Raw genomic sequence first — 21,165 nt, 5'->3', positions numbered from 1 at the left:
TCGTTATATATCATTATATTTAAGGAAACTTATGTTCCAAGATAACCCCCTTTTAGCACAACTAAAACAACAAATGCTCGCTAATAAAACCTTTGTAGAAGGTTTTGTAAAAGCCACTGATAAAAGTTATGGTTTTTTAGAATGCGATAAAAAAAGTTACTTTATCCCACCGCAAGAAATGAAAAAAGTAATGCACGGAGATAAAGTAAAAGCCTCTGTTGTGGTTGATGGTGATAAGGAACGAGTGGATATTGAAGAACTAATTGAACCAATGTTGACACGTTTTGTGGCAAGGGTTAAATTTAATCGTGAGGGGCGTTTACAACTTGCGGTTGATCATCCAAATGTTAAACCGCTAATCTCTGCTAATGTGAATAACAAAAAAATCACACAAAAATTACAGGAAAATGACTGGGTGGTTGCAGAATTAAAAACACACCCATTACGAGATGATCGCTTTTTATTTGCCCAAGTTACCCAATTTATTTGTGAAGCAGAAGATCATTACGCTCCTTGGTGGGTAAGTCTTGTTCGTCACGAACAGCCTCGAGAAGCAGTAAAAGGGTTAGAAAGTTATGAGTTGCAAGATGAAATTGAACGTAAAGATTTAACGGATTTAGATTTTACCACTATTGATTCAGGAACAACCAAAGATATGGACGATGCATTGTGTATTGAGCCAATTTTAGAAAATGATACCCAAACAGGCTGGCATTTAATGGTAGCGATTGCCGATCCAACCGCTTATATCCCACAAAATTCAAGCCTTGAAAAAGAAGCTCGCCAACGTTGTTTTACCAATTATTTACCAGGTTTTAATATTCCAATGCTACCTCGTGAACTTTCTGATGATTTATGTTCATTGGTTGCGGATGAAAAACGTCCTGCATTAGTGGGCGAAATTATTACTGACTTAGAAGGAAATGTCACAGCAGAAACCATCTTTACCCTTGCGTGGGTGAAATCAAAAGCAAAATTAGCTTATGACAAAGTATCCGATTATTTAGAACAGCAAGAAAATGCGTGGCAACCTGAAAATGAAGTGATTAAACAACAAATTGATTGGTTACACCAATTTACCCAAGTAAGAATGCAGTGGCGTGAAAAAAATGCCTTAATTTTCAAAGAGCAGGGTGATTATGCCTTTGAATTAAATGAACAGGGAGATGTGGTTGATATTCATCTTGAGCCTCGCCGAATTGCCAATCAAATGATTGAAGAAGCAATGATTATCGCCAATATTGAAGCGGGTAAATATTTAGAAAAAAATGCAAAAACAGGGATTTTCAACACCCATTTAGGTTTTGATCCTAAAAATTATAAACTTGCCAAAGAGTTTTTAATTGCAACCTTAAGTACACCTGAAAATAACGAAGAATTAGAAGCTCGTTATAGTGTTGAGCGTTTAGCCACCCTTGAGGACTATTGTGAAATGCGTCGTGACATTGATCAACACGATGAGAAATTTTTAGAATTACGCTTACGTCGTTATCTCACTTTCGCAGAATTTAAAAATCAAGCTGCACCACATTTCGGTTTAGGGATTACCCATTATGCGACTTGGACATCACCAATCAGAAAATACGGCGATATGGTGAATCATCGTTTAATTAAACAAACCCTTGCACAACAACCAATACAACCTATAGAAGAAGATATTTTAGTTCGTTTACAAGAAGCCCGTAAACAAAACCGAATGGTTGAACGAGATATTTCAGATTGGTTATATGCCCGTTATCTTGAACCAATGGTTGAGAAAAATATGGAATTTGATGCAGAAATCAGTGATGTTTCTCGTGGTGGATTGCGTGTTAAAGTGATTGAAAATGGTGCGATGATTTTTGTGCCAAACTCCACATTGCATCCAAATAAAGATGAAATGAACTTCCGACAAGAAGAGCTAGCCCTTTATATTAAAGATGAAAAAACTTACCAAGTTGGGCAAAGTGTTAAAGTGAAATTAACCCAAGTTCGAATGGAAACCAGAAGTATCATTGGAAATATTGTTCAGTAAATTTTTATCACATATAAGCGGTTACATTTTGATAAAAATTTACCAATTATATAGAGGCGTAGTATGCTACGTCTCTTTTCTCATTCCCCAAACAAAAATAGCGTATAAATACCTCTCTCTGAATGTATTAAGCCGCTCAAAATTTCGCCACCCTATCACGATAATGTAATTGACTGAATTCTCACTTAACCTCTTCCCATTTTTTCAAATAAACGGTAATATTTGGGTACAAATTTAATAAAAAAATAAGAGGTTATTACTATGTTAAATCAGTCAGAAATATCTACACTTTCTCCTTCTTTACTTTGGAAATGGTTTGATCAGATTTGTGCCATTCCTCATCCGTCTTTCCACGAGGAAAAACTGGCTTGTTTTATCGTCGATTGGGCAAAATCAAAACAGTTATTCGTAGAGCGTGATGAGGTGGGTAATGTGCTTATTCGTAAACCTGCCACAAAAAGAATGGAAAATCGCCAAAAAGTGGTGTTACAAGCACATTTAGATATGGTGCCTCAAGCCAATGAGGGCGTACAGCATAATTTTGAAGAAGACCCTATTCAACCTTATATTGATGGTGAATGGGTCACCGCTAAAGAGACAACCCTTGGGGCAGATAATGGCATTGGATTAGCTTCTTGCCTAGCCGTATTAGAGAGTGATGATATTGCTCACCCTGATTTAGAAGTATTACTCACAATGACTGAAGAAACAGGTATGGAAGGTGCGAGAGGATTGCGAGCAAACTGGCTAGAGGGTGATATTTTAATTAATACCGATACGGAAGATAATGGTGAAATTTATATTGGTTGTGCAGGGGGTGAAGACAGTAACTTTACTATGCCAATTCAATTGACAGATAACACCTTTGATTGTGCAATGCAAATTTCCCTTAAAGGACTACGTGGTGGTCATTCTGGTTGTGATATTCATACTACTCGAGCCAATGCAATTAAATTAATGGTTCGCTTATTAGCTGATTTAAAACAGTCTGTTGAATTTCAACTTATTGATATTCAAGGAGGAAGTGTACGTAATGCAATTCCTCGTGAAGCGGTCACATCTTTAGCATTTTTTGCAAAAAATCGTTCACAAGTTACCGCTTACATTAAGCAGGTTGAACAACAGTTACAAACTGAATTGGCAATTGCTGAGCCAAATTTAACCATTTTGGTTGAAGAAATTTCTCTACCTTCTCAGGTTTTTAGTCGTCAGTCTACAGACTCAATTATTGATACGTTAAATGTTCTACCAAACGGCGTTATTCGTTATAGTGATGTTGTTGCCGATGTAGTCGAAACCTCTTTAAGTGTTGGGGTGTTAAAAACAGAAAATGAGCAAGTGTGTGCCATTATTTTAACTCGCTCTTTAATTGAAGAAGGAAAAGCGGAAGTTAGAGGAAAATTACGCTCTTTAGCTGATTTAGTTGGTGCTTCAGTAGAATTTTCAGGTAGCTACCCTGGTTGGAATCCTGATTCAGATTCAAAAATCACGCCTTTAACTAAACAAGTTTATGATAAATTGTTAGGTTATGAATCAAAAATTAAGGTTATTCACGCAGGACTTGAGTGTGGATTACTCAAAAAAGTGTATCCAAATATTGATATGGTATCAATTGGCCCAACTATCCGTAATGCTCATTCACCAGATGAAAAAGCGCATATTCCTGCGGTTAAAATTTATTGGGAATTGTTGATTCAGTTGTTAGAGAATATTCCTGTTAAGTAGTTCATTATTACCTGAACGCACCTTAGCTATGATCATCATAGCTAAAGAGTTTGTTCAACTTGAAGTAAATAAATTATTTATGGAGATATATAATGAGTTTAAAACATATGAGAGCAGGACACATAGTCTATGCTGTTGATAATTTGGAAAAAGCCATTAATGAATGGAGAGAAAAAGGGTTTTATGTAGAATATGCTAGGAAATCAAAAAAATTAAATGCAATTATCTACTTTAGTCAAGGACCTTTTATTGAATTGCTTGATGTGAAATCAATACCCAAAATAGCACTGCTAATATTTTCTCTATTTGGTGGTAAAGCAATGGTAGATAGAATGAAACTCTATGATATTACAGATGGAAATAATGCGATTCTATGCATAGAAAAGAACGAAGGAGGGTTGGACGATGAAATAGAATTTTTAGCAAACAATGGCAAAAAAGGGAACTATTTAAAAAATAACAGAAGAAAGACACCTGATGGCAAACTTTTAAAATGGAAGCTTTTTATGCCTTTTGACTTAACGCTTCCATTTTTAATGTCATATTATAATATAGATCCCAAACCCAAAAACTTTGTTCACCCTAACGGGGTGTCAAGAGTTAAAAGTTTAAAACTGGTTACCAATAAAGACTCTATAGCCATTTTAAATCAACTCTTAGATGATGATACTATCATTCTTGAAGAAGGTAGTAAATACGCAGAGGTAACAGAAATACAATATCAAAATGACTAATTGCTTTAATGTATAACATTACTATGAATATTTAACTTACCTACGCTTAGTGTTGATATTCTGTAGCAACATTCTGATATTTTCATCAGCAAAAATTTCCTCTGTCGTTTTACTCAACTTTCTACGCCAGTTTGGATATTCGTTACTTGTCCCTGGTATATTAACTGGTTCTAACATATTTAACCAATCTTCTGGTTGAGTTCCAAATAAAGCGCTGTTTGTATTTGCTACATAGCTTTGCAGTTGATGAGTAAATTGCTGTGAAAGATACCCATCTCCTCTTTCTAGTGGCTGACCACTATTTTCAACAGCTTCTCGAATACGTTGTTTAGCATAAGTACGATCGTGTTGCAGTTTTTGTAAAATCTCTAAATTAGGATAAACACCAAATTTTTCACCTAATTCAAAATCATAATGTTGCCAATAACCTTTTACCGTTGGTAAATCGTGAGTACTCAGGGTGGTCATTGCGTGATAAGGGTATTCGTGTAGGTGTCTGCTACCATACCAATCAAATTCAAAATAGAAGATATTATAAGCAAGTATTCCTTTTTGTGCTAATGCGTCTAACATTCCTTCTGGTACGATTCCCAATGCCTCTGCAATAATTAAACACTGATGACGTTGGCTTTCTAATGCTAAAATAGATAGCAGATCTTCCAATGGATAGCGCACATAAGCGCCATCTTTCGCAGGTGCATTTTTAGTTGCCCACCAGAGACGTGCAAAACCTAAAATATGATCGATTCGCAATGCACCACAGTGTTTCATATTTGCACGTAATAAGTCTATAAATGGTTGGTAAGCTCTTTGTTGCAATACGTCTGGGTGCATTGGTGATAACCCCCAATTTTGCCCTTGTGGTGCCATAATATCAGGCGGAGCACCCACAGAAGCGTCTAACACATATAATTCTTTATCTGCCCACGTTTCTGAACCATTTGCTGATACTCCAACGGCTAAATCACGATAAAAACCAATTGGCATTCCAAGTTGTTTTGCTTGCTCATTACATTGTGCTAACTGCTGTTGCGCCACAAATTGTAACCACATATAAAAACGGACTTGATAACTATGCTCTTCTTTAAATTGTTGTACAGCACTAGAATGGTAGCTTTGATACTGCTCTGCCCAATAATCCCAACCCCATTGCTCTTCATTTTGTTCACTCAACCATTGATGTAAAGCGTCAAACGTGCCTTGCACTTGCAAACTCTCTTCTTGCTCTGCAATAAACTGTTCAAACTCTGTTTGATCTTGTGTGACATATTTGGCAAAAGCAAACTGCAACCCTGTTAGTTTTAATTGCATTACTTGAGCATAATTAACGTATGGTTGTGCTTTTATTTCCGTTAATATGCGTTGCGTTTCTTCAGAGTGAAACCATTGTTGTGCTTCTTCACTCTGTTGAAATGCTTCAATATTATTCACATTAATATAAATAATATTTTGCCATAAACGAGAAGAAGGGCTATAAGGGCTAGCCGCCTCAGGATTTGCTGGAAACAGTGAATGGATAGGATTTAACCCTACAAAATCCCCTCCTTGCTCTGCAATTTTAATTAAAAACTGTTGTAAATCGCCGAAGTCACCAATACCCCAGTTTGCTTCTGAGCGTAAGGTATACAGCTGTAAAATAGCACCCCATAACTTTTTACCTTGTTGTAATTGTTCTGGCTGAAAAGCTGTTTTTGGTGTCACAATAATACGACATTCTAAAGGCGAACCATCTGCAACAATAGTTAGTGTGTGGTAACCTAAAGGCAGATCACAAGGTAATATAATTTTTCCTTCTGTGATACTCCCTACCTGCTGTTCACCACTTTCAAGCCGAAGTTGCCATTGCTCAGTCACTGCCTCATTTTTTGCAAAAATAAGATCTAAAGTGACCGCTTCATTTTGTGAAATCACTTTAACAAAAGGAATTAACCTTGTGGGTGCAGGCTCTCCCAATAATGTTGCAATTTTCTGATACACTTCTGGAGCAGGATAACAATGTTCTCCTCGCTCATTGATAAAATAAGGATTAATATATGGATGCTCTTTTTCCATTTCCATCTGTTATGCTCCTAACCTTTTACGCCGCCAGCAGTTAAACCACCCACTAACCAACGCTGTGCTAAAATAAAGACTAAAGTAATTGGAATTGCCGATAAAATTGCTGCTGCGGCAAAATCACCCCATAAATAGTTTTGAGGGTGTAAATATTGTTGCATTCCCACCGCTAAGGTATAGTTACCCACATCTCGTAATAGTAACGAGGCAACGGGTACTTCAATAATAGAAGAAATAAAAGATAAAATAAACACCACCGCTAAAATAGGGACTGATAATGGCAATAAAATTAAGCGGAAAGTCTGCCAAGGGGTTGCACCATCTAAGGCTGCCGCTTCTTCTAAAGAAACATCAATGGTTTCAAAATATCCCTTAATTGTCCAAACGTGCATTGCAATTCCGCCTAAGTAAGCAAAAATCACACCACCGTGCGTATTCAATCCTAAGAATGGAATGTAATCACTTAAACGGTCAAATAACGCATATAATGCGACTAATGAGAGTACCGCAGGGAACATTTGAAAAATTAACATTCCTTGTAACAATACGCCTTTTCCTGCAAATTTTAAACGTGCGAAAGCATAAGCTGATGTTGTGGAAAAAATTAATGTTAGAACAGCGGTCACTGTCGCCACTTTTACAGAGTTCCATAACCATAATAAAACAGGAAAAGGAGGTGGTGTGACTGTTCCATCAGCGTGTGTCACAGGAAGTCCCAATGCTAACTTCCAATGCTCAAAAGAGATCGTACTAGGAATAATTTCTCCTAGTGCTAAATTACCCGGTCTTAATGAAATGCCGATAATCATCAACATTGGGAACAAAATTAATGCACAAAATAAAATTAAAAATAAGTGTGTTGAAAATAAACGTACTTTTATGGATTTTTCTTGAACCATTGCCATTTTATCTTCCCCCTAATCTTGCTGTAATTTGGTTAAACGAATTTGGAACAAGGCAAGAATACTGACCAGTAAGAAGATAATCACTGCAATTGCCGCTGCTAAGCCAAAGTCTTGTGATCCGCTACCTTCAAAGGCGATACGGTAAGTATAACTTACAAGTAAATCAGTATGCCCTGCTGGGGTGGTTGTGCCAACCATATTTGGACCACCTAAGGTTAATAATTGAATCAGTACAAAGTTATTAAAGTTGAAGGCAAAACTGGCGATCATCAATGGCATCAGTGGTTTTAATAACATTGGCATTGTGATTTTGGTAAAATTTTGCCACATTGTCGCACCGTCAATGGCAGAGGCTTCATACAAATCATTTGGAATGGCTTTGAGTAAGCCCATACAAACAATCATCATATAAGGGTAACCCAACCACGTATTTACAATTAATAGCATTGATTTGGCTAAAGTTGGATCATTAAACCATTCAGGGCGAATACCAAATAATTGGTTAAGAATTAAGTTTATTTCCCCAAAACTTTGGTTGAACAATCCTTTAAATACCAGAATGGAAATAAAACCCGGTACGGCATAAGGTAAAATTAGCAATAAGCGATAAACAGCTTTACCTTTCAGAGGTTCCCACTGCACCAGTGAGGCAAAAATCATTCCTAAAAATACAGTAAAAATAACAGTTAAGAAAGCAAAAATCACTGTCCAAATAAAGATTTTAACAAAAGGCTCTTGTACACCTTTATCAGTTAAAATTTTAATGTAATTACTCCAACCTGCCGCAACGATATAACCCGGTTCTAAACGCTGTTCAACAAACTGCCCTTGTTCATCAATTTTTTGAAAGAAACCAATTTCATTATTTGCTTTATATTTTTCGCCTGTTTCATTATTGATTAAAATTTGCGAATTTTGATCAAAATCATACCGCTTCTTCTGTTCCGTAAATTGGCGTAATGAACTCATTGTTAGGCTTTCATTTGATGGTAGTACAACATTAACCGCTTGTAAATTAGTACGATTTTTTATGATAATTTTTAATGGTGCAACTTTACCTTCTGGTAATTTTGCCACTTCATTGACGGATAATTCTTTTGGTAATTTTGTGAGATCAAGTGGTGCAGAAAGATAATTTTTTTGTAATTTGCTGTTATTTAGTGTGAGTTGATATTTATTGTTTTCGATTGCTAATAATTTAAAATTAAAACGCTCTCCAAAAGCAAATTTTTGTGATTGTAATTGTGAAACAACTTGCTCAAAGCTCAATCTATTTGCACCACTATAATTAGTAAATGCAATAATAACGGTCATCAATAATGGAAAAATAATAAAAATTCCAATTGCGGATACACCTGGGTAAAGATAACGCCAACGATATGCTCTGCCATTGCTGAACACATAAATACCAGAGGTTAAAACAACCAACACAAGCAGTGCAAATATAATCTCACCTTGTAAATAAATGGTAAAAACAAGATAAAAGGCTAATAAATAAAGCAAACCAATGCAGAGGCGTTTTCCCCAAATTTGAAGATTTGTTGGTGGTGTTTCAATGGAAGTAAGCATATTTTCGTCCTAAATTTTTATTATTATGAGGAGTAGAGACGTAGTATGCTACGTCTCTACAGTTCTATGCAAAATTTTTAGTATTTGAATAAATTAATTACTCTTTTTCAATTTTCGCTTGTGCTTCATCAAGTGCTGCTTTAACACTTTGACGACCTGTTACCGCATTGGTAATCGCTGCTTTTTCTGAATACCAGAAACGGCTCATTTCAGGGATATTAGGCATTACTTCACCATTTTCCGCATTTTCCATTGTTGCCGCAATGCGTGGATCTTTGGCTAACACTTTTTGATAGCTTTTCAATGCCACCGCACCTAATGCAACATCTTTGTTTACGGTTTCTAAACCACTGTCTGTTAATAAATAGTTTTCCATAAACTCTTTAACAAGATCTTTATTTGGACTTGCTGCATTCACCCCAGCACTTAATACGCCAACAAATGGTTTACCTGCTTTACCGTTTAATTTAGGTAATACTGCTACGCCATAGTTGATACCGCTTTTCTCAATATTTGCCCAAGCCCAAGGACCATTAATTGTTAACGCTGTTTGACCTTTATTAAAGCCCGCTTCTGCAACGGCATAGTCAGTATCTTTGTTGATCACTTTTTGTTTCACTAAATCAACCACAAACTGTAACCCTTTTTGTGCTGCTTTATTGTTCACGCCAATATCTTTTGCATCATAACCTTTATCAGTTAATTTGAACGCGTAAGCACCTTGTGAAGAGATAATTGGCCAAGTGAAGTAAGGTTCAGCTAAGTTCCACATAATCGCTGATTTACCGTCTTTTTTAAGTTTTTTATCTAACTCAATGACTTCTTTCCACGTTTTAGGAGCGGTTGGTACTAAATCTTTGTTATAGATTAAAGATAAAGATTCCACTGCGATTGGGTAAGCAATTTGTTTACCTTTATAGCTTGTTGCTTTCCAACCAATGTCAGATAATTTTGCTTTAAACTCGGCACTTGGTTGAATTTCTGCAAGCAAACCTGCTTGTGCATAGCCACCAAAACGGTCGTGAGCAAAAATAATCACATCTGGACCATCACCAGAAGCGGCAACTTGTGGATACACTTCTTCTAATTTAGAAGGATGCTCGACAACAACTTTTACACCTGTATCCGCTTCAAACTTTTTACCCACTTCAGCTAAACCGTTGTAACCTTTGTCTGCATTGATCCAAATGTTGATTTGACCTTCAACCATTTTTGCATACACACCTTGTGCCACAGATAAACCTGCTAATACGGCAAGGGCTGTTTTTGTTAAATTTCTCATAACATTTTCCTCTTTGTTTGTTGATATATAAAGAAACTAAGATAATTCGAGCAGTATAATGAAATAATTAGATTTAAAAGACCTCATCCCCCCTTCTCATCCCCTATTATTTTTTTTGTGAACTTGATCATACTTCTCACATTATTATCGAATATTTGTGACAGTGATCACAAAAAAACAATTTAATTCCGTGATCTATATCACAAAAAAACACTTTATTTGCACAAAAAAAGACCGCTTATATTTTATGATTTTTTTTATCCAAGTATGATGTTTTCCCTAGATAATATTATTATATTAGTTTTCAATAAAAAAAGAGAGGATAAATACAATGGCTGATGTTCGATTAGTAAATGTAAGCAAATCTTATGGTGATATCCATATTTCAAAAGATGTAAATCTTGAAATAAAAGAAGGCGAATTTGTGGTTTTCGTTGGACCTTCTGGTTGTGGAAAATCAACGTTACTGCGTATGATAGCAGGCTTAGAAGATATTACAACAGGTGATCTATTTATTGGTGATACAAGAATGAATGATATTCCACCTGCTAAACGTAATATTGGTATGGTGTTCCAATCTTATGCTCTTTACCCTCATTTAAGCGTGGCTGAGAATATGTCTTTTGGATTGAAATTAGCGAAAGCAAGTAAGACAGATATTGATAAAAGAGTTAATCAAGTGTCTGAAATCTTGCAACTTGCTCACTTATTAGAACGTAAACCAAAAGAGCTTTCAGGGGGACAACGTCAACGTGTGGCGATTGGGCGAACCTTAGTTTCTCAACCAGAAGTGTTTTTGTTAGATGAACCACTTTCTAATTTAGATGCGGCATTACGTGTGCAAATGCGTGTCGAAATTTCAAAGCTCCACAAACGTTTAAACCGCACAATGATTTACGTTACTCACGATCAAATTGAAGCGATGACCCTTGCGGATAAAATTGTCGTTTTAAAAGCAGGAGGCGTGGCACAAGTCGGTAAACCATTAGAGCTTTATCACTATCCAGCTAATCGCTTTGTGGCAGGGTTTATTGGTTCACCAAAAATGAATTTCTTACCTGTGAAAGTCATTGATGTGCGTGAAGGTGGCGTAAAAATTGAATTACCAGATTCTACACACCTTAATTTCTGGGTACCAGTTGAAAGTGCAGGAGTAAAAGTGGGTGATAATCTTTCACTTGGACTTCGCCCTGAGCATTTATTACCTTCTGATCAAGCTGAAATTTGTATTAAAGGAAAAGTAAAAGTGGTGGAACAGCTTGGTAATGAAACCCAAATTCATATTGAAATGCCACCGATCAAACAAAACCTTGTTTATCGCCAAAATGATATTGTATTAGTCTCAGAAGACGATGAGATAGCTATTGGGATTGATCCAAATCGTTGCCATCTATTTAAGGAAGATGGTACAGCTTGCAAGCGATTATTTAAAGAGCTTGGGGTGTAAGTATTTTTTCATAGTAATCACAAAAACAAAAACTTTATTCTATTTACTTAATCATAAGGAGTCTGTTATGAATAAAAAAACTTTACTTGCAGCGGTTATTTCTGGTGCGATTATGTCAAGTTCTGCTTTTGCGGTAGATTTTCACGGTTATGCTCGTTCAGGTATTGGCTGGACAAGTGGGGGGGGGGGAACAAACCACTTTTAAAGCTAATGGTGCGGGAGCTAAATACCGTTTAGGTAATGAAAATCAAACTTATGCAGAATTTAAATTAGGTCAAGAATTATATAAAGATGGTGAAAAAAGTATCTATTTTGATACAAATGTAGCCTATGGTGGTATTTTACAACAAAATGACTGGGAAGATACCAAACCAGCACTTCGTGAAGTAAATGTTCAATTTAAGAACTTTGCAGATAGCTTACCAGGTGCAACTTTATGGGCTGGTAAACGCTTCTATCAACGCCACGATGTACATATGAATGACTTCTACTACTGGGATATTTCAGGTCCGGGTGCAGGGGTTGAAAATATTGATGTTGGCTTTGGTAAACTCTCCTTAGCTGTAACTCGTGATACTGAAAAAGATAGTTCTAACCCTGTTAGCTCTAGACGAATTTCCGTTTTAAATCCAACTACGGGACTGATTGAGCAAAAAACAGTATTCAACAAAGCAAATGTTTACAATGATATTTTTGATGTTCGTTTAGCTGGTATCAAAACAAGTGAAAATGGTTCATTAGAATTTGGTATTGATTATGGCAATGCACACGTAAAAGATGGTGTAAAATTTGCTGATGGTGCTTCTAAAAATGGTTATATGCTAACAGCAGAACACACTCAAGGTAATTTCTTTGGTGGTTTCAACAAATTCACTGTTCAATATGCTACAGACGCTATGACTTCTTGGAACAATGGTCACTCACAAGGGGCAAGTGTTAATAATAATGGCTCAATGCTACGTTTAATTGATCAAGGGGTGGTTAAATTCAGTGATAAAGTTGAAACAATGTATGCCTTAATTTATCAAAAAACAGACTTAGATAATAAACAAGGTAGTACTTGGTATTCAGCAGGTATTCGTCCAATGTACAAATGGAATAAAACAATGAGTTCATTGCTTGAATTAGGCTACGATGTTGTTAAAAAACAATCAAATGGTGAGAAAAGTAAAGTCTTTAAAACGACTTTAGCTCAACAGTGGCAAGCAGGTGACAGTATTTGGGCAAGACCAGCAATTCGTGTATTTGGTACTTATGCAAAAGCAAATGATAAAAAATTTAATGGTAAAGATCACGGGTTTGTTTACGGTGTTCAATTTGAAGCGTGGTGGTAATATTTCCACAATACACCTTTAAGTAAATAACAATAAGCGGTTACATTCTTCCATTTTTTTGCAAAAAATTGATAAGATCTAACCGCTTATTTTGTATAAATCCTACAAAATCATAGGAAATATTATGAAAAATAAAATTACTCTTTTGATTTCAACCTTTTTTGCTGTATCAGTATTAGCAAGTCCTTCTCAGTTAGATCAAACCAAGTTACAAAATCTTAATTGGCAAAATGTGAATTTATCACAACAACAAGTGACAGATATTACATCAAATCAAGTTAAACATTTTATTTCTTCTATTGCAGGTTTTGATAGTGCAGTTATTGGCTATAAAATTCCTGCTAATCAAGGAACAATAAAAGTAAATCTCAGTAGTTTAGTGGTGGATAACGATCATATTTTTGTGCCTAATATGTTAGTACTTGATGCAAATTTTAATCCATCTGTTACCTATCCTGCATCAACCTTTAAACTTGCTGAGGCTCGTGGTTTGGATGAACCTCAATTAACAGCACAATTAAGTTTAACTCCAACAGCAAATCAAGATTATCTTTACTTATTGATCTATACTACAAAACAAGATTTAGAAAAAACAACCACTATTACTCACCCAGCCAAACTTTATGCAAAAGCAAAAGGCAATCAACCGCCAGCAATTAATGATCTTCAAGTCAAACATACTAATTCTGGAAAAATCAAAATTGAAATTGATGGTGTACAAACCAGCCAATTTATTGGGTTAAATGGTCCACTTTTTGAAGCCAAACAACCACAAGCAACGGTTGTAGGGAAACAACAAAAAGCAACCTCAAAACGCACTCAAAAAGTAGAAGGAAGCAGAACAGTTAGGATTAACGCAACCACGTAAAATATTCCTTAAAAAAGTTGCTGCTAAGAAATAATATTCGAGGAGTGGCACAATGAAAAAATGGTTATTATTACCTGCCGTTATATCGAGCATTGCCTATGCTGAACAATGGCAAAACACACTGTTTCCTCATTTTGAAAAACAGCAAAAGTCTGTTTTTCAAGCTAGAGCAGATTTGGAAAAAGGTAATTATCCACTACAATTTCATTTTGATAAAAAATGCTATCAGCCTGAAAAAAATATCAAGTTAAATACCGCTTTATCCCTTGTTCCTTGTGAGGATAAAAAGGTAAATCTGCGTATTTTTAGAAAAGGGCAATATATCGCAATTATCAATATGCAAGAGGCTACTCCTACATTAAAAGTAACGGTTAAACCTATCGAACCACCTAAAAAAATAGTAAAAACTTGCCCTGTCTGGAATAAAAAACCAGTGACTATTGATGTATCTTCCACTTTTAAAAATGGTGAAAAAATACGAGATTTCTATTCAGGGAAAGTGGCGACCGTAGAGCAGGGAAAAGTAACAATGTTACCTGATCCTAATGCGAACGGATTATTACTTTTAGAGCCTGCTAATTCGATGATTAAACCTACTTTTGATTGGCATAATGCCATTGTTTATTTTGTACTGACTGATCGCTTTTATAATGGCAATACTGCCAATGATCATAGTTATGGACGTAAAAATGATGGAAGACAAGAAATTGGTACTTTTCACGGTGGCGATCTCAAAGGCTTAACCCAAAAATTAGATTATTTAGCCGATCTTGGTATCAATACTATTTGGATCAGCTCACCCTTAGAGCAAATTCACGGTTGGGTTGGTGGTGGCTCTCAAGGGGATTTTCCGCACTATGGCTATCACGGTTATTATCATCTAGATTGGACAAAACTCGATGCCAATATGGGGACAGAGCAAGAGTTAAAAGCATTTGTTGATCAAGCCCATAAAAAAGGTATTCGTGTACTATTTGATATCGTAATGAACCATACTGGCTATGCAACGTTGGCGGATATGCAACAGTTTAAGTTTGGTAAACTTTATTTAGATGATCAAGAAGCCGAAAAAACATTGGGTAAAAAATGGACAGATTGGACGCCAAAAGCCAATGAAAATTGGCATAAATTCAATGAATATATTCATTTTGGTCATAAAGAAGGCTGGAAAAACTGGTGGGGTAAAGCTTGGGTGCGTTCCGATATTGGCGATTATGATGGAGCAAAATTTAATGATCTGCAAATGTCACTTGCCTCATTACCTGATTTGAAAACAGAGGCGGAACAAGCGGTAACATTACCTGCATTTTTTGCAAAAAAAGAAACTAATGCTAAAAATTGAGACAATGCCAAAGTACGTGATTATCTGATTACTTGGTTAAGTGATTGGGTACGTGAATATGGTATTGACGGTTTTCGTGTTGATACGGCGAAACACGTTGAAAAAAGTACGTGGCTCGCCTTAAAAAATGCCTCTTCAAAAGCTTTAAAAGAATGGCAAAAAAATCACAAAAATTTTGGTAATAATTTTTGGATGACAGGAGAAGCGTGGGGTTTAGGCGTAATGAAAAATGATTATTACCAAAATGGTTTTGATGCGATGATCAATTTTGATTTCCAAAATGAAGCTCAAAAATCCTTAGATTGTTTTGCAAATATTGGAGAAACCTATAAATTAATGAGCAACAAATTAACCGATTTTAATGTGTTAAGTTATCTTTCTTCCCACGATACAGAGCTGTTTTTTGATAAAGCGAGTAAACAAAATTTAAACAAACAAAAAATAGCAGGCAGTTTATTAATGCTCTCTCCGGGTGCAGTACAAATTTATTATGGTGATGAAACCGCTCGTCCATTTGGTGCAACAGGATCAGATCCATTGCAAGGCACACGCTCAGATATGAACTGGTAACCAAACCAGAGCATCAAGCATTATTTAACCATTGGAAAAAATTAACCCATTTCAGAAAAAAACATATTGCAGTTGGAAAAGGAAAAAATACAATCCTTGAAACTAAAAATTACTTTGCATTTAGTCGTCAGTATGAAAAAGATAAAGTGATGGTTATTTGGACTGGAAAATAAAGCAGGTTTATTGTTCTTTGAAATTGTTATCAAAAATAAGCACAGTGGACAAAAAATTGAAACTTGATTTTAACTCCATTTTTGACTATCTTGTGTCGTTTGATTTAAGCATAACCGTACATACAATTTTATCAATGGAGAAAAAATAAAATGCCAAATGGCTCTAATACAAATAAAGGAAATATAAAAGGTTTATTTCCTTTGTTCGCTTTTTTAATTGTTTATATCCTCGTCAGGTTACTATCAGGAAGCTTTGAAACAATGCCTATAATGGTAGGTATCTCCATCGGTTGCTTAGTTGCTTTTTTCTTAAATAATAAAGAGCATAAAATTTCTTTTACAGAAAAAGTGACTATTTTTTGTAAAGGAGGCGGAGAAGAGACGCTCATATTGATGGTTATCATCTTTCTGTTAGCTGGTGCATTCTATAGTGTGGCTAATTCAATGCACGCCGTTGATGCCATTGTTAATATTGGATTGAGCATTTTGCCATCAAATATGATATTACCGGGTTTATTCGTTGTGTCTTGCATTCTGAGTTTTGCAATGGGGACGTCAATGGGTACAGTATCAACCTTAGCACCGATTGCAATTGGTATTGCAAGCAAAATAGGCGTTGATATTCCATTAGTTGCGGGTATTGTCATCGGCGGAGCAATGTTTGGGGATAATCTTTCTTTTATTTCAGATACCACTATTGCTGCAACCAGAACTCAAGAAGTGAGTATGAAAGATAAGTTTAAGGTCAATTTCTTGATGGTATTGCCAGCAATTATTATTAATATTGGATTACTACTTCTTGTTGACGTTAATGCGAGTGCTTCTACTGAGCATCTTGATTTTAATGTAATCAATATTCTGCCTTATATGACTGTTATTATTCTCTCTTTAATCGGTATGCACGTTATTCCTGTAATGGGATTAGGTATATTATCAGGTTTAATTATTGGTGTTTTTCATAATGATTTTACGATATTAGAAACTTTTAAAGTCGTTCATACTGGTATGGTTTGGATGCAAGATATGGCATTAATTGCTGTGTTAGTTGGCGGAATGGTTGCCTTGATGAAATATCTAGGAGGCATTGATTTCCTGCTCTATCATTTAACTAAAAATGTAAAAAGTGTCAGAGCGGGGGAATTTAGTATTGCAACGCTTGTCAGTTTGTTAGATATTGCCACTACAAATAATACCATCTCAATTATTGTATCAGGACCTATTTCTAAAAATATCGGTAATGAGATAGGCATAGATAGAAGTAGAATTGCCTCTATTTTAGATCTCTTTTCTTCTGCATTTAGTGGTTTATCGCCATTTGGTGGGCAATTATTAGTAATGGCTGGCTTATGCTCGATTTCTCCAATAGATATTATTCCCTATGTTTGGTATTGTATGCTAATGTTAGTCTTTGGTATTTTCTTTATTATGATTGGTTGGCCAAAAATGAGAAGAGAGAAGTAAGGTAAACAAATAAATTAATAATTGTTTGGTGGCTGTATTTGGTTATAGTCATAATATTAATACAATGGAGGTAGGATGCAGTCACTAGCGAAATTAATTCCAACGAAACTGATTTCAAGTAAGCAAAATAAAACGCAATCTAATCATAATATTGAACGGACGCTTTTATTGGCAGAATTGGATAAAGTGCATTCTTATCCCCTCACTCTCATTATTGCCCCTGCTGGTTATGGCAAAACAACCCTTATTTCCCAATGGAAAGATCGCCAGTGCCATACTGGTTGGTATGCGTTAGATAAAAGTGATAATAAGGCTGAACAATTTTCTCGCTATTTTACTGCTGCATTAGTGCAAGCCTGCGGTATGGACTCTGAAAATTTAACCTATCAAAATGATTTAATTGATTATTTCTCACAATTATTAGTAAAATTAAATCATATCGAAGTCAATTTTAGTTTGATTATTGATGATTATCACCATATTGAAAACACTGAAATTCACAATGCGTTACGATTTTGGTTAAAAAATCAGCCAAGTACAATGAATTTAATTATTCTTTCTCGTTTAACGCCACCACTTAGTATTACTAACTTACGTATTCACGAACAGTTATTAGAAATCAATATGAGTCAGCTTGCTTTTACACATAAAGAAGCAAAACAATTTCTTGAATTAAAGTTAAATGATACTTTTTCACAAGAAGCGATATTTACTTTATGTGAACAAGTTGAAGGTTGGGCAACAGGATTACAGTTAATTAGTTTTATTTTGAAACAAAATACCGAGCTTATTAAAACACCACAAAAGTTATTTGCTAAACTTAATCAACACCATATTGCAGATTATCTTAATGAAGAGATTTTTCATTATATTGATCCTGAATTAAAACAATTTATGCAACGTTGTGCGATTTTACATTCTATGAATGAGGGCTTAGCAATTGCGATTACCCAAGATAAAAATAGTGCTAAAAAGCTTGATGAATTAGAAAAACAAGGACTATTTATTCAGCGAATAGATAGTAATGATGGCGGCATCTGGTGGAAGTTTCACCCTATTTTATCCTCTTATTTAACTCAAAGTTGTCGTTTAGAATTACCCGATGAATGGCAAAAACTCAATCAATGTGCGGCAATGGAATGGCTAAAATTAGGGTTCTGCCAAGAGGCGATTTATCACGCTCAACAAGTTACTGATACACAAGTATTATATAAAATTATTCAACAATATGGCTGGTCATTATTTCATCAGGGGCAATTAAAATTATTAGAAGATAGCTTAAACCACCTTCCTACAGAATTAATGTGGCAAGATCCAACGTTAGTCTTACTTAAAGCTTGGGTAGTACAAAGTCAGCATCGTCATCAAGAAGTCAGTGGTATTTTGCAAAAATTTAATACAAACTCACCGCTTGCTGAACCTTATCAAGGAAAATTTTATGCATTAAGAGGACAAGTCGCTATTAATGAAGGAGATGATGAGCTAGCTTATAAACTGGCAAGTAATGCCTTGTTAACTATTCCTCAAGAATTTAGCTATGCTCGAATTGTGGCAATTTCTGTTATTGCAGAAGCGCAACATTGTCGTGGTAATTTAAAAGAAGCAATGATACAAATGAAGCAAGTCGAAAAAATGGCACTTTCACAACGTACTTATCATCATTGGTTATGGTCTAAGTTGCAACAAGCTGAAATTCTATCTGCTCAAGGCTTTTTACAATCTGCCTATGATTTATTGAAAGAAACCACCCTGCAAGCAGAAAATTTTCATCAAATTCCAATGCACGAATTTTTATTACGTTTAAAAGGACAAATTCAATGGGAATGGCACAATCTTGACCAAGCCGAAGCAATGGCAAACGCAGGGATAGATATTTTAGAAAAAGAAGATGAAAAGCTACAATGTCTCGCCTTGCTTACTAAAATTTCATTAGTACGTGGCGATCTCAATAATGCTAAACGCTTAATTGAACAGTGCCAACATTCGATTAATCATTTTCCCGTGCATAAGGATTGGATTGCCACATTGGATGAAATTCAGGTGCTTTATGCTCAAATGACCAATGATCCTTCTCAGTTAGATAGCTGGTTAGTAAAAACAACTTTACCAACCAGATCCTCAAACCACTTTACACAGCGTCAATCTCGTAATATTGCACGTGCTTATTTATTACAAAATAAACCAGAACAAGCACTTGATATCTTAAATACCATTTTACATACGGCAGAAAGTTTAAAATTAACCAGCGATATCCAACGTGCGTTAATTTTAAGAAATTTAGTTTTTGTTCATAAAAACAAAAAAGAGTTAGCTCAAAAAGATTTAATTCGAGCATTGGAAATGAGCCAACAAACGAATTTTATTAGTGCTTTTGTGATTGAAGGCGATGTGATGGCACAACAAATCCGCCAACTTTTACAAATGAATATTTTGGATGAGTTTTCAACGCCTAAAACACAATTTATTTTACGTAGTATCAATCAACATAATCGTCATAAATTTGCACACTTTGATCAACAATTTGTTCAAAGGCTCCTTGAAAATCCACAAGTGCCTGAACTGTTGAAAATTAGTCCTCTTACTGCTCGTGAATGGCAAGTGTTAGGGTTAATTTATTCTGGTTATAGCAACGAACAAATCTCTCAAGAACTTGTGGTCGCAATGACAACAATTAAAACCCATATTCGTAATTTGTATCAGAAAATAGGTGTAACTAACCGTAGTGAAGCGATTGAATACACTAAAAACTTATTAGTGTTAATGGGTTATCACTAAATATAAATATTTAATTTTCTCGATTCACGACAAAATCTGCTAACGCCTTTAATTCCGTGGTATCAAAAGGAAGTTTATCTAACGCATTTACCCCTTGTTGATAAAGACTTTGAGCTTTAGCCTTTGCGCCATCTAAGCCTAATAATTTGGGATAGGTACTTTTATTTAACGACTCATCAGCACCAACTGTTTTTCCGATTTTATCGGCATCACCAATAATATCTAAAATATCATCTTGAACCTGAAAAGCTAAACCTATCGCCTTAGCATAGTCAATTAATGATTGCTTAATTTGTGGGTCATTAGCATACTCAGACACATTTAATCCCATTAAAATCGATGCCTCAATTAATGCCCCTGTTTTATTACGATGAATATATTTTAACGCTTCAATCTCTACACTTTTATTTTCTGCCAACAAATCCAAACTTTGCCCTAAACACATTCCTTTGGCACCTGCTGAATAAGATAAAATCTGAATTTGTGCCACCTTTTGTGATGCTGTAAGATGTGGATCTTGAGTAATCAACTCAAAAGCAAAACTTTGGAGTGCATCTCCTGCTAAAATTGCTGTTGCATCATCAAAAGCGATATGACAGGTTGCTTGCCCTCTTCTTAATTCATCATTATCCATTGCAGGTAAATCATCGTGAACTAAGGAATAGGCGTGAATAGCTTCTATGGCTGCGGCACTGTGATCTAGCTTTTCTAATGACACCCCCAATAATTTACCCGTGGTATAAACTAAAAAGGGACGAATACGCTTGCCACCGAGTAATACGGCATAACTCATTGCCTCACCAAGAGGTGACGGCTCATTTTTATAAATACTTAACTGTTTATCTAAAAACTGGTTTACTCGTTGTTGCTTTTCAATTAAGTCTAAAGAAAGAGAATATTGCATCGTTCAT

General features: G+C 35.4%; 12 protein-coding genes and 2 pseudogenes. 9 read left to right on the top strand and 5 right to left on the bottom strand.

Translation table 11 applies throughout. The annotated features are described in order from the left end of the window. The first annotated feature begins 31 nt into the window (after positions 1-31). From A6B44_RS02450 to A6B44_RS02440, 3 genes are all read left to right on the top strand, one after another. Complete coding sequence (locus A6B44_RS02450) at positions 32-2,014, top strand: exoribonuclease II (RefSeq protein ID WP_090922859.1); 1,983 nt, start codon at positions 32-34, stop codon at positions 2,012-2,014. Positions 2,015-2,275: 261 nt separating this feature from the next. Beyond that, positions 2,276-3,739 carry an aminoacyl-histidine dipeptidase gene (locus A6B44_RS02445; RefSeq protein ID WP_090922861.1) on the top strand — a complete coding sequence of 488 codons (1,464 nt, stop codon included), beginning with the start codon at positions 2,276-2,278 and terminating at the stop codon, positions 3,737-3,739. 92 nt (positions 3,740-3,831) lie between these two features. Next, a complete protein-coding gene (locus A6B44_RS02440) occupies positions 3,832-4,473 on the top strand; it encodes a VOC family protein (protein ID WP_090922863.1) in 642 nt (213 codons plus the stop codon). Positions 4,474-4,509: 36 nt separating this feature from the next. On the opposite strand, the gene malQ is transcribed toward A6B44_RS02440, so the two are convergent. The 4 genes from malQ to malE form a co-directional block, all read right to left on the bottom strand. Continuing rightward, on the bottom strand, positions 4,510-6,525 hold the full coding sequence (malQ, locus tag A6B44_RS02435; protein WP_090922894.1) for a 4-alpha-glucanotransferase: 2,016 nt from the start codon (positions 6,523-6,525) through the stop codon (positions 4,510-4,512). A 17-nt stretch (positions 6,526-6,542) separates the two neighbouring features. Beyond that, a complete protein-coding gene (malG, locus tag A6B44_RS02430; RefSeq protein ID WP_090922865.1) occupies positions 6,543-7,433 on the bottom strand; it encodes a maltose ABC transporter permease MalG in 891 nt (296 codons plus the stop codon). A 12-nt stretch (positions 7,434-7,445) separates the two neighbouring features. Further along, positions 7,446-9,002, bottom strand: a complete 1,557-nt coding sequence (malF, locus tag A6B44_RS02425; protein WP_090922867.1) for a maltose ABC transporter permease MalF — start codon at positions 9,000-9,002, stop codon at positions 7,446-7,448. A gap of 97 nt (positions 9,003-9,099) precedes the next feature. Continuing rightward, entirely contained in the window at positions 9,100-10,284 is a 1,185-nt protein-coding gene (malE, locus tag A6B44_RS02420; RefSeq protein ID WP_090922869.1) for a maltose/maltodextrin ABC transporter substrate-binding protein MalE, read from the bottom strand. A 331-nt stretch (positions 10,285-10,615) separates the two neighbouring features. On the opposite strand from malE, the gene malK reads away from it, so the two are divergent. From malK to malT, 6 genes and pseudogenes are all read left to right on the top strand, one after another. Next, positions 10,616-11,731: a maltose/maltodextrin ABC transporter ATP-binding protein MalK gene (malK, locus tag A6B44_RS02415; protein WP_090922871.1), complete on the top strand. Its 1,116-nt coding sequence runs from the start codon at positions 10,616-10,618 to the stop codon at positions 11,729-11,731. Between the two features lie 67 nt (positions 11,732-11,798). Continuing rightward, a pseudogene (locus A6B44_RS02410) lies at positions 11,799-13,065 on the top strand (maltoporin). Positions 13,066-13,189: 124 nt separating this feature from the next. Next, the gene (locus A6B44_RS02405) at positions 13,190-13,933 is read left to right on the top strand and encodes a MalM family protein (RefSeq protein WP_246253126.1); all 744 of its coding nucleotides are present in this window, start codon (positions 13,190-13,192) and stop codon (positions 13,931-13,933) included. A gap of 52 nt (positions 13,934-13,985) precedes the next feature. Beyond that, positions 13,986-16,018, top strand: a pseudogene (locus A6B44_RS02400) (alpha-amylase). A 150-nt stretch (positions 16,019-16,168) separates the two neighbouring features. After that, positions 16,169-17,479: a Na+/H+ antiporter NhaC family protein gene (locus A6B44_RS02395; RefSeq protein WP_090922873.1), complete on the top strand. Its 1,311-nt coding sequence runs from the start codon at positions 16,169-16,171 to the stop codon at positions 17,477-17,479. A gap of 75 nt (positions 17,480-17,554) precedes the next feature. Next, positions 17,555-20,254 carry an HTH-type transcriptional regulator MalT gene (gene malT, locus A6B44_RS02390; RefSeq protein ID WP_090922875.1) on the top strand — a complete coding sequence of 900 codons (2,700 nt, stop codon included), beginning with the start codon at positions 17,555-17,557 and terminating at the stop codon, positions 20,252-20,254. 10 nt (positions 20,255-20,264) lie between these two features. Here malT and ispA read toward each other — a convergent pair whose 3' ends face one another. After that, positions 20,265-21,158, bottom strand: a complete 894-nt coding sequence (ispA, locus tag A6B44_RS02385) for a (2E,6E)-farnesyl diphosphate synthase (protein WP_090922877.1) — start codon at positions 21,156-21,158, stop codon at positions 20,265-20,267. Between the last annotated feature and the right edge of the window lie 7 nt (positions 21,159-21,165).

It is taken from the genome of Pasteurella skyensis (assembly GCF_013377295.1).
GTDB classification, from domain to species: Bacteria; Pseudomonadota; Gammaproteobacteria; order Enterobacterales; family Pasteurellaceae; genus Phocoenobacter; species Phocoenobacter skyensis.
The sequence above is the reverse complement of the archived record's forward strand: the minus strand, read 5'-3'. Positions and strand labels throughout refer to the sequence as shown.

What these genes read in the sequence shown, in the direction of transcription:
- A6B44_RS02450 (WP_090922859.1), top strand. Translation starts at nt 32, where the DNA reads ATGTTCCAAGATAACCCCCTTTTAGCACAACTAAAACAACAAATGCTC.
- A6B44_RS02445 (WP_090922861.1), top strand. Translation starts at nt 2,276, where the DNA reads ATGTTAAATCAGTCAGAAATATCTACACTTTCTCCTTCTTTACTTTGG.
- A6B44_RS02440 (WP_090922863.1), top strand. Translation starts at nt 3,832, where the DNA reads ATGAGTTTAAAACATATGAGAGCAGGACACATAGTCTATGCTGTTGAT.
- malQ (WP_090922894.1), bottom strand. Translation starts at nt 6,525, where the DNA reads ATGGAAAAAGAGCATCCATATATTAATCCTTATTTTATCAATGAGCGA.
- malG (WP_090922865.1), bottom strand. Translation starts at nt 7,433, where the DNA reads ATGGCAATGGTTCAAGAAAAATCCATAAAAGTACGTTTATTTTCAACA.
- malF (WP_090922867.1), bottom strand. Translation starts at nt 9,002, where the DNA reads ATGCTTACTTCCATTGAAACACCACCAACAAATCTTCAAATTTGGGGA.
- malE (WP_090922869.1), bottom strand. Translation starts at nt 10,284, where the DNA reads ATGAGAAATTTAACAAAAACAGCCCTTGCCGTATTAGCAGGTTTATCT.
- malK (WP_090922871.1), top strand. Translation starts at nt 10,616, where the DNA reads ATGGCTGATGTTCGATTAGTAAATGTAAGCAAATCTTATGGTGATATC.
- A6B44_RS02405 (WP_246253126.1), top strand. Translation starts at nt 13,190, where the DNA reads ATGAAAAATAAAATTACTCTTTTGATTTCAACCTTTTTTGCTGTATCA.
- A6B44_RS02395 (WP_090922873.1), top strand. Translation starts at nt 16,169, where the DNA reads ATGCCAAATGGCTCTAATACAAATAAAGGAAATATAAAAGGTTTATTT.
- malT (WP_090922875.1), top strand. Translation starts at nt 17,555, where the DNA reads ATGCAGTCACTAGCGAAATTAATTCCAACGAAACTGATTTCAAGTAAG.
- ispA (WP_090922877.1), bottom strand. Translation starts at nt 21,158, where the DNA reads ATGCAATATTCTCTTTCTTTAGACTTAATTGAAAAGCAACAACGAGTA.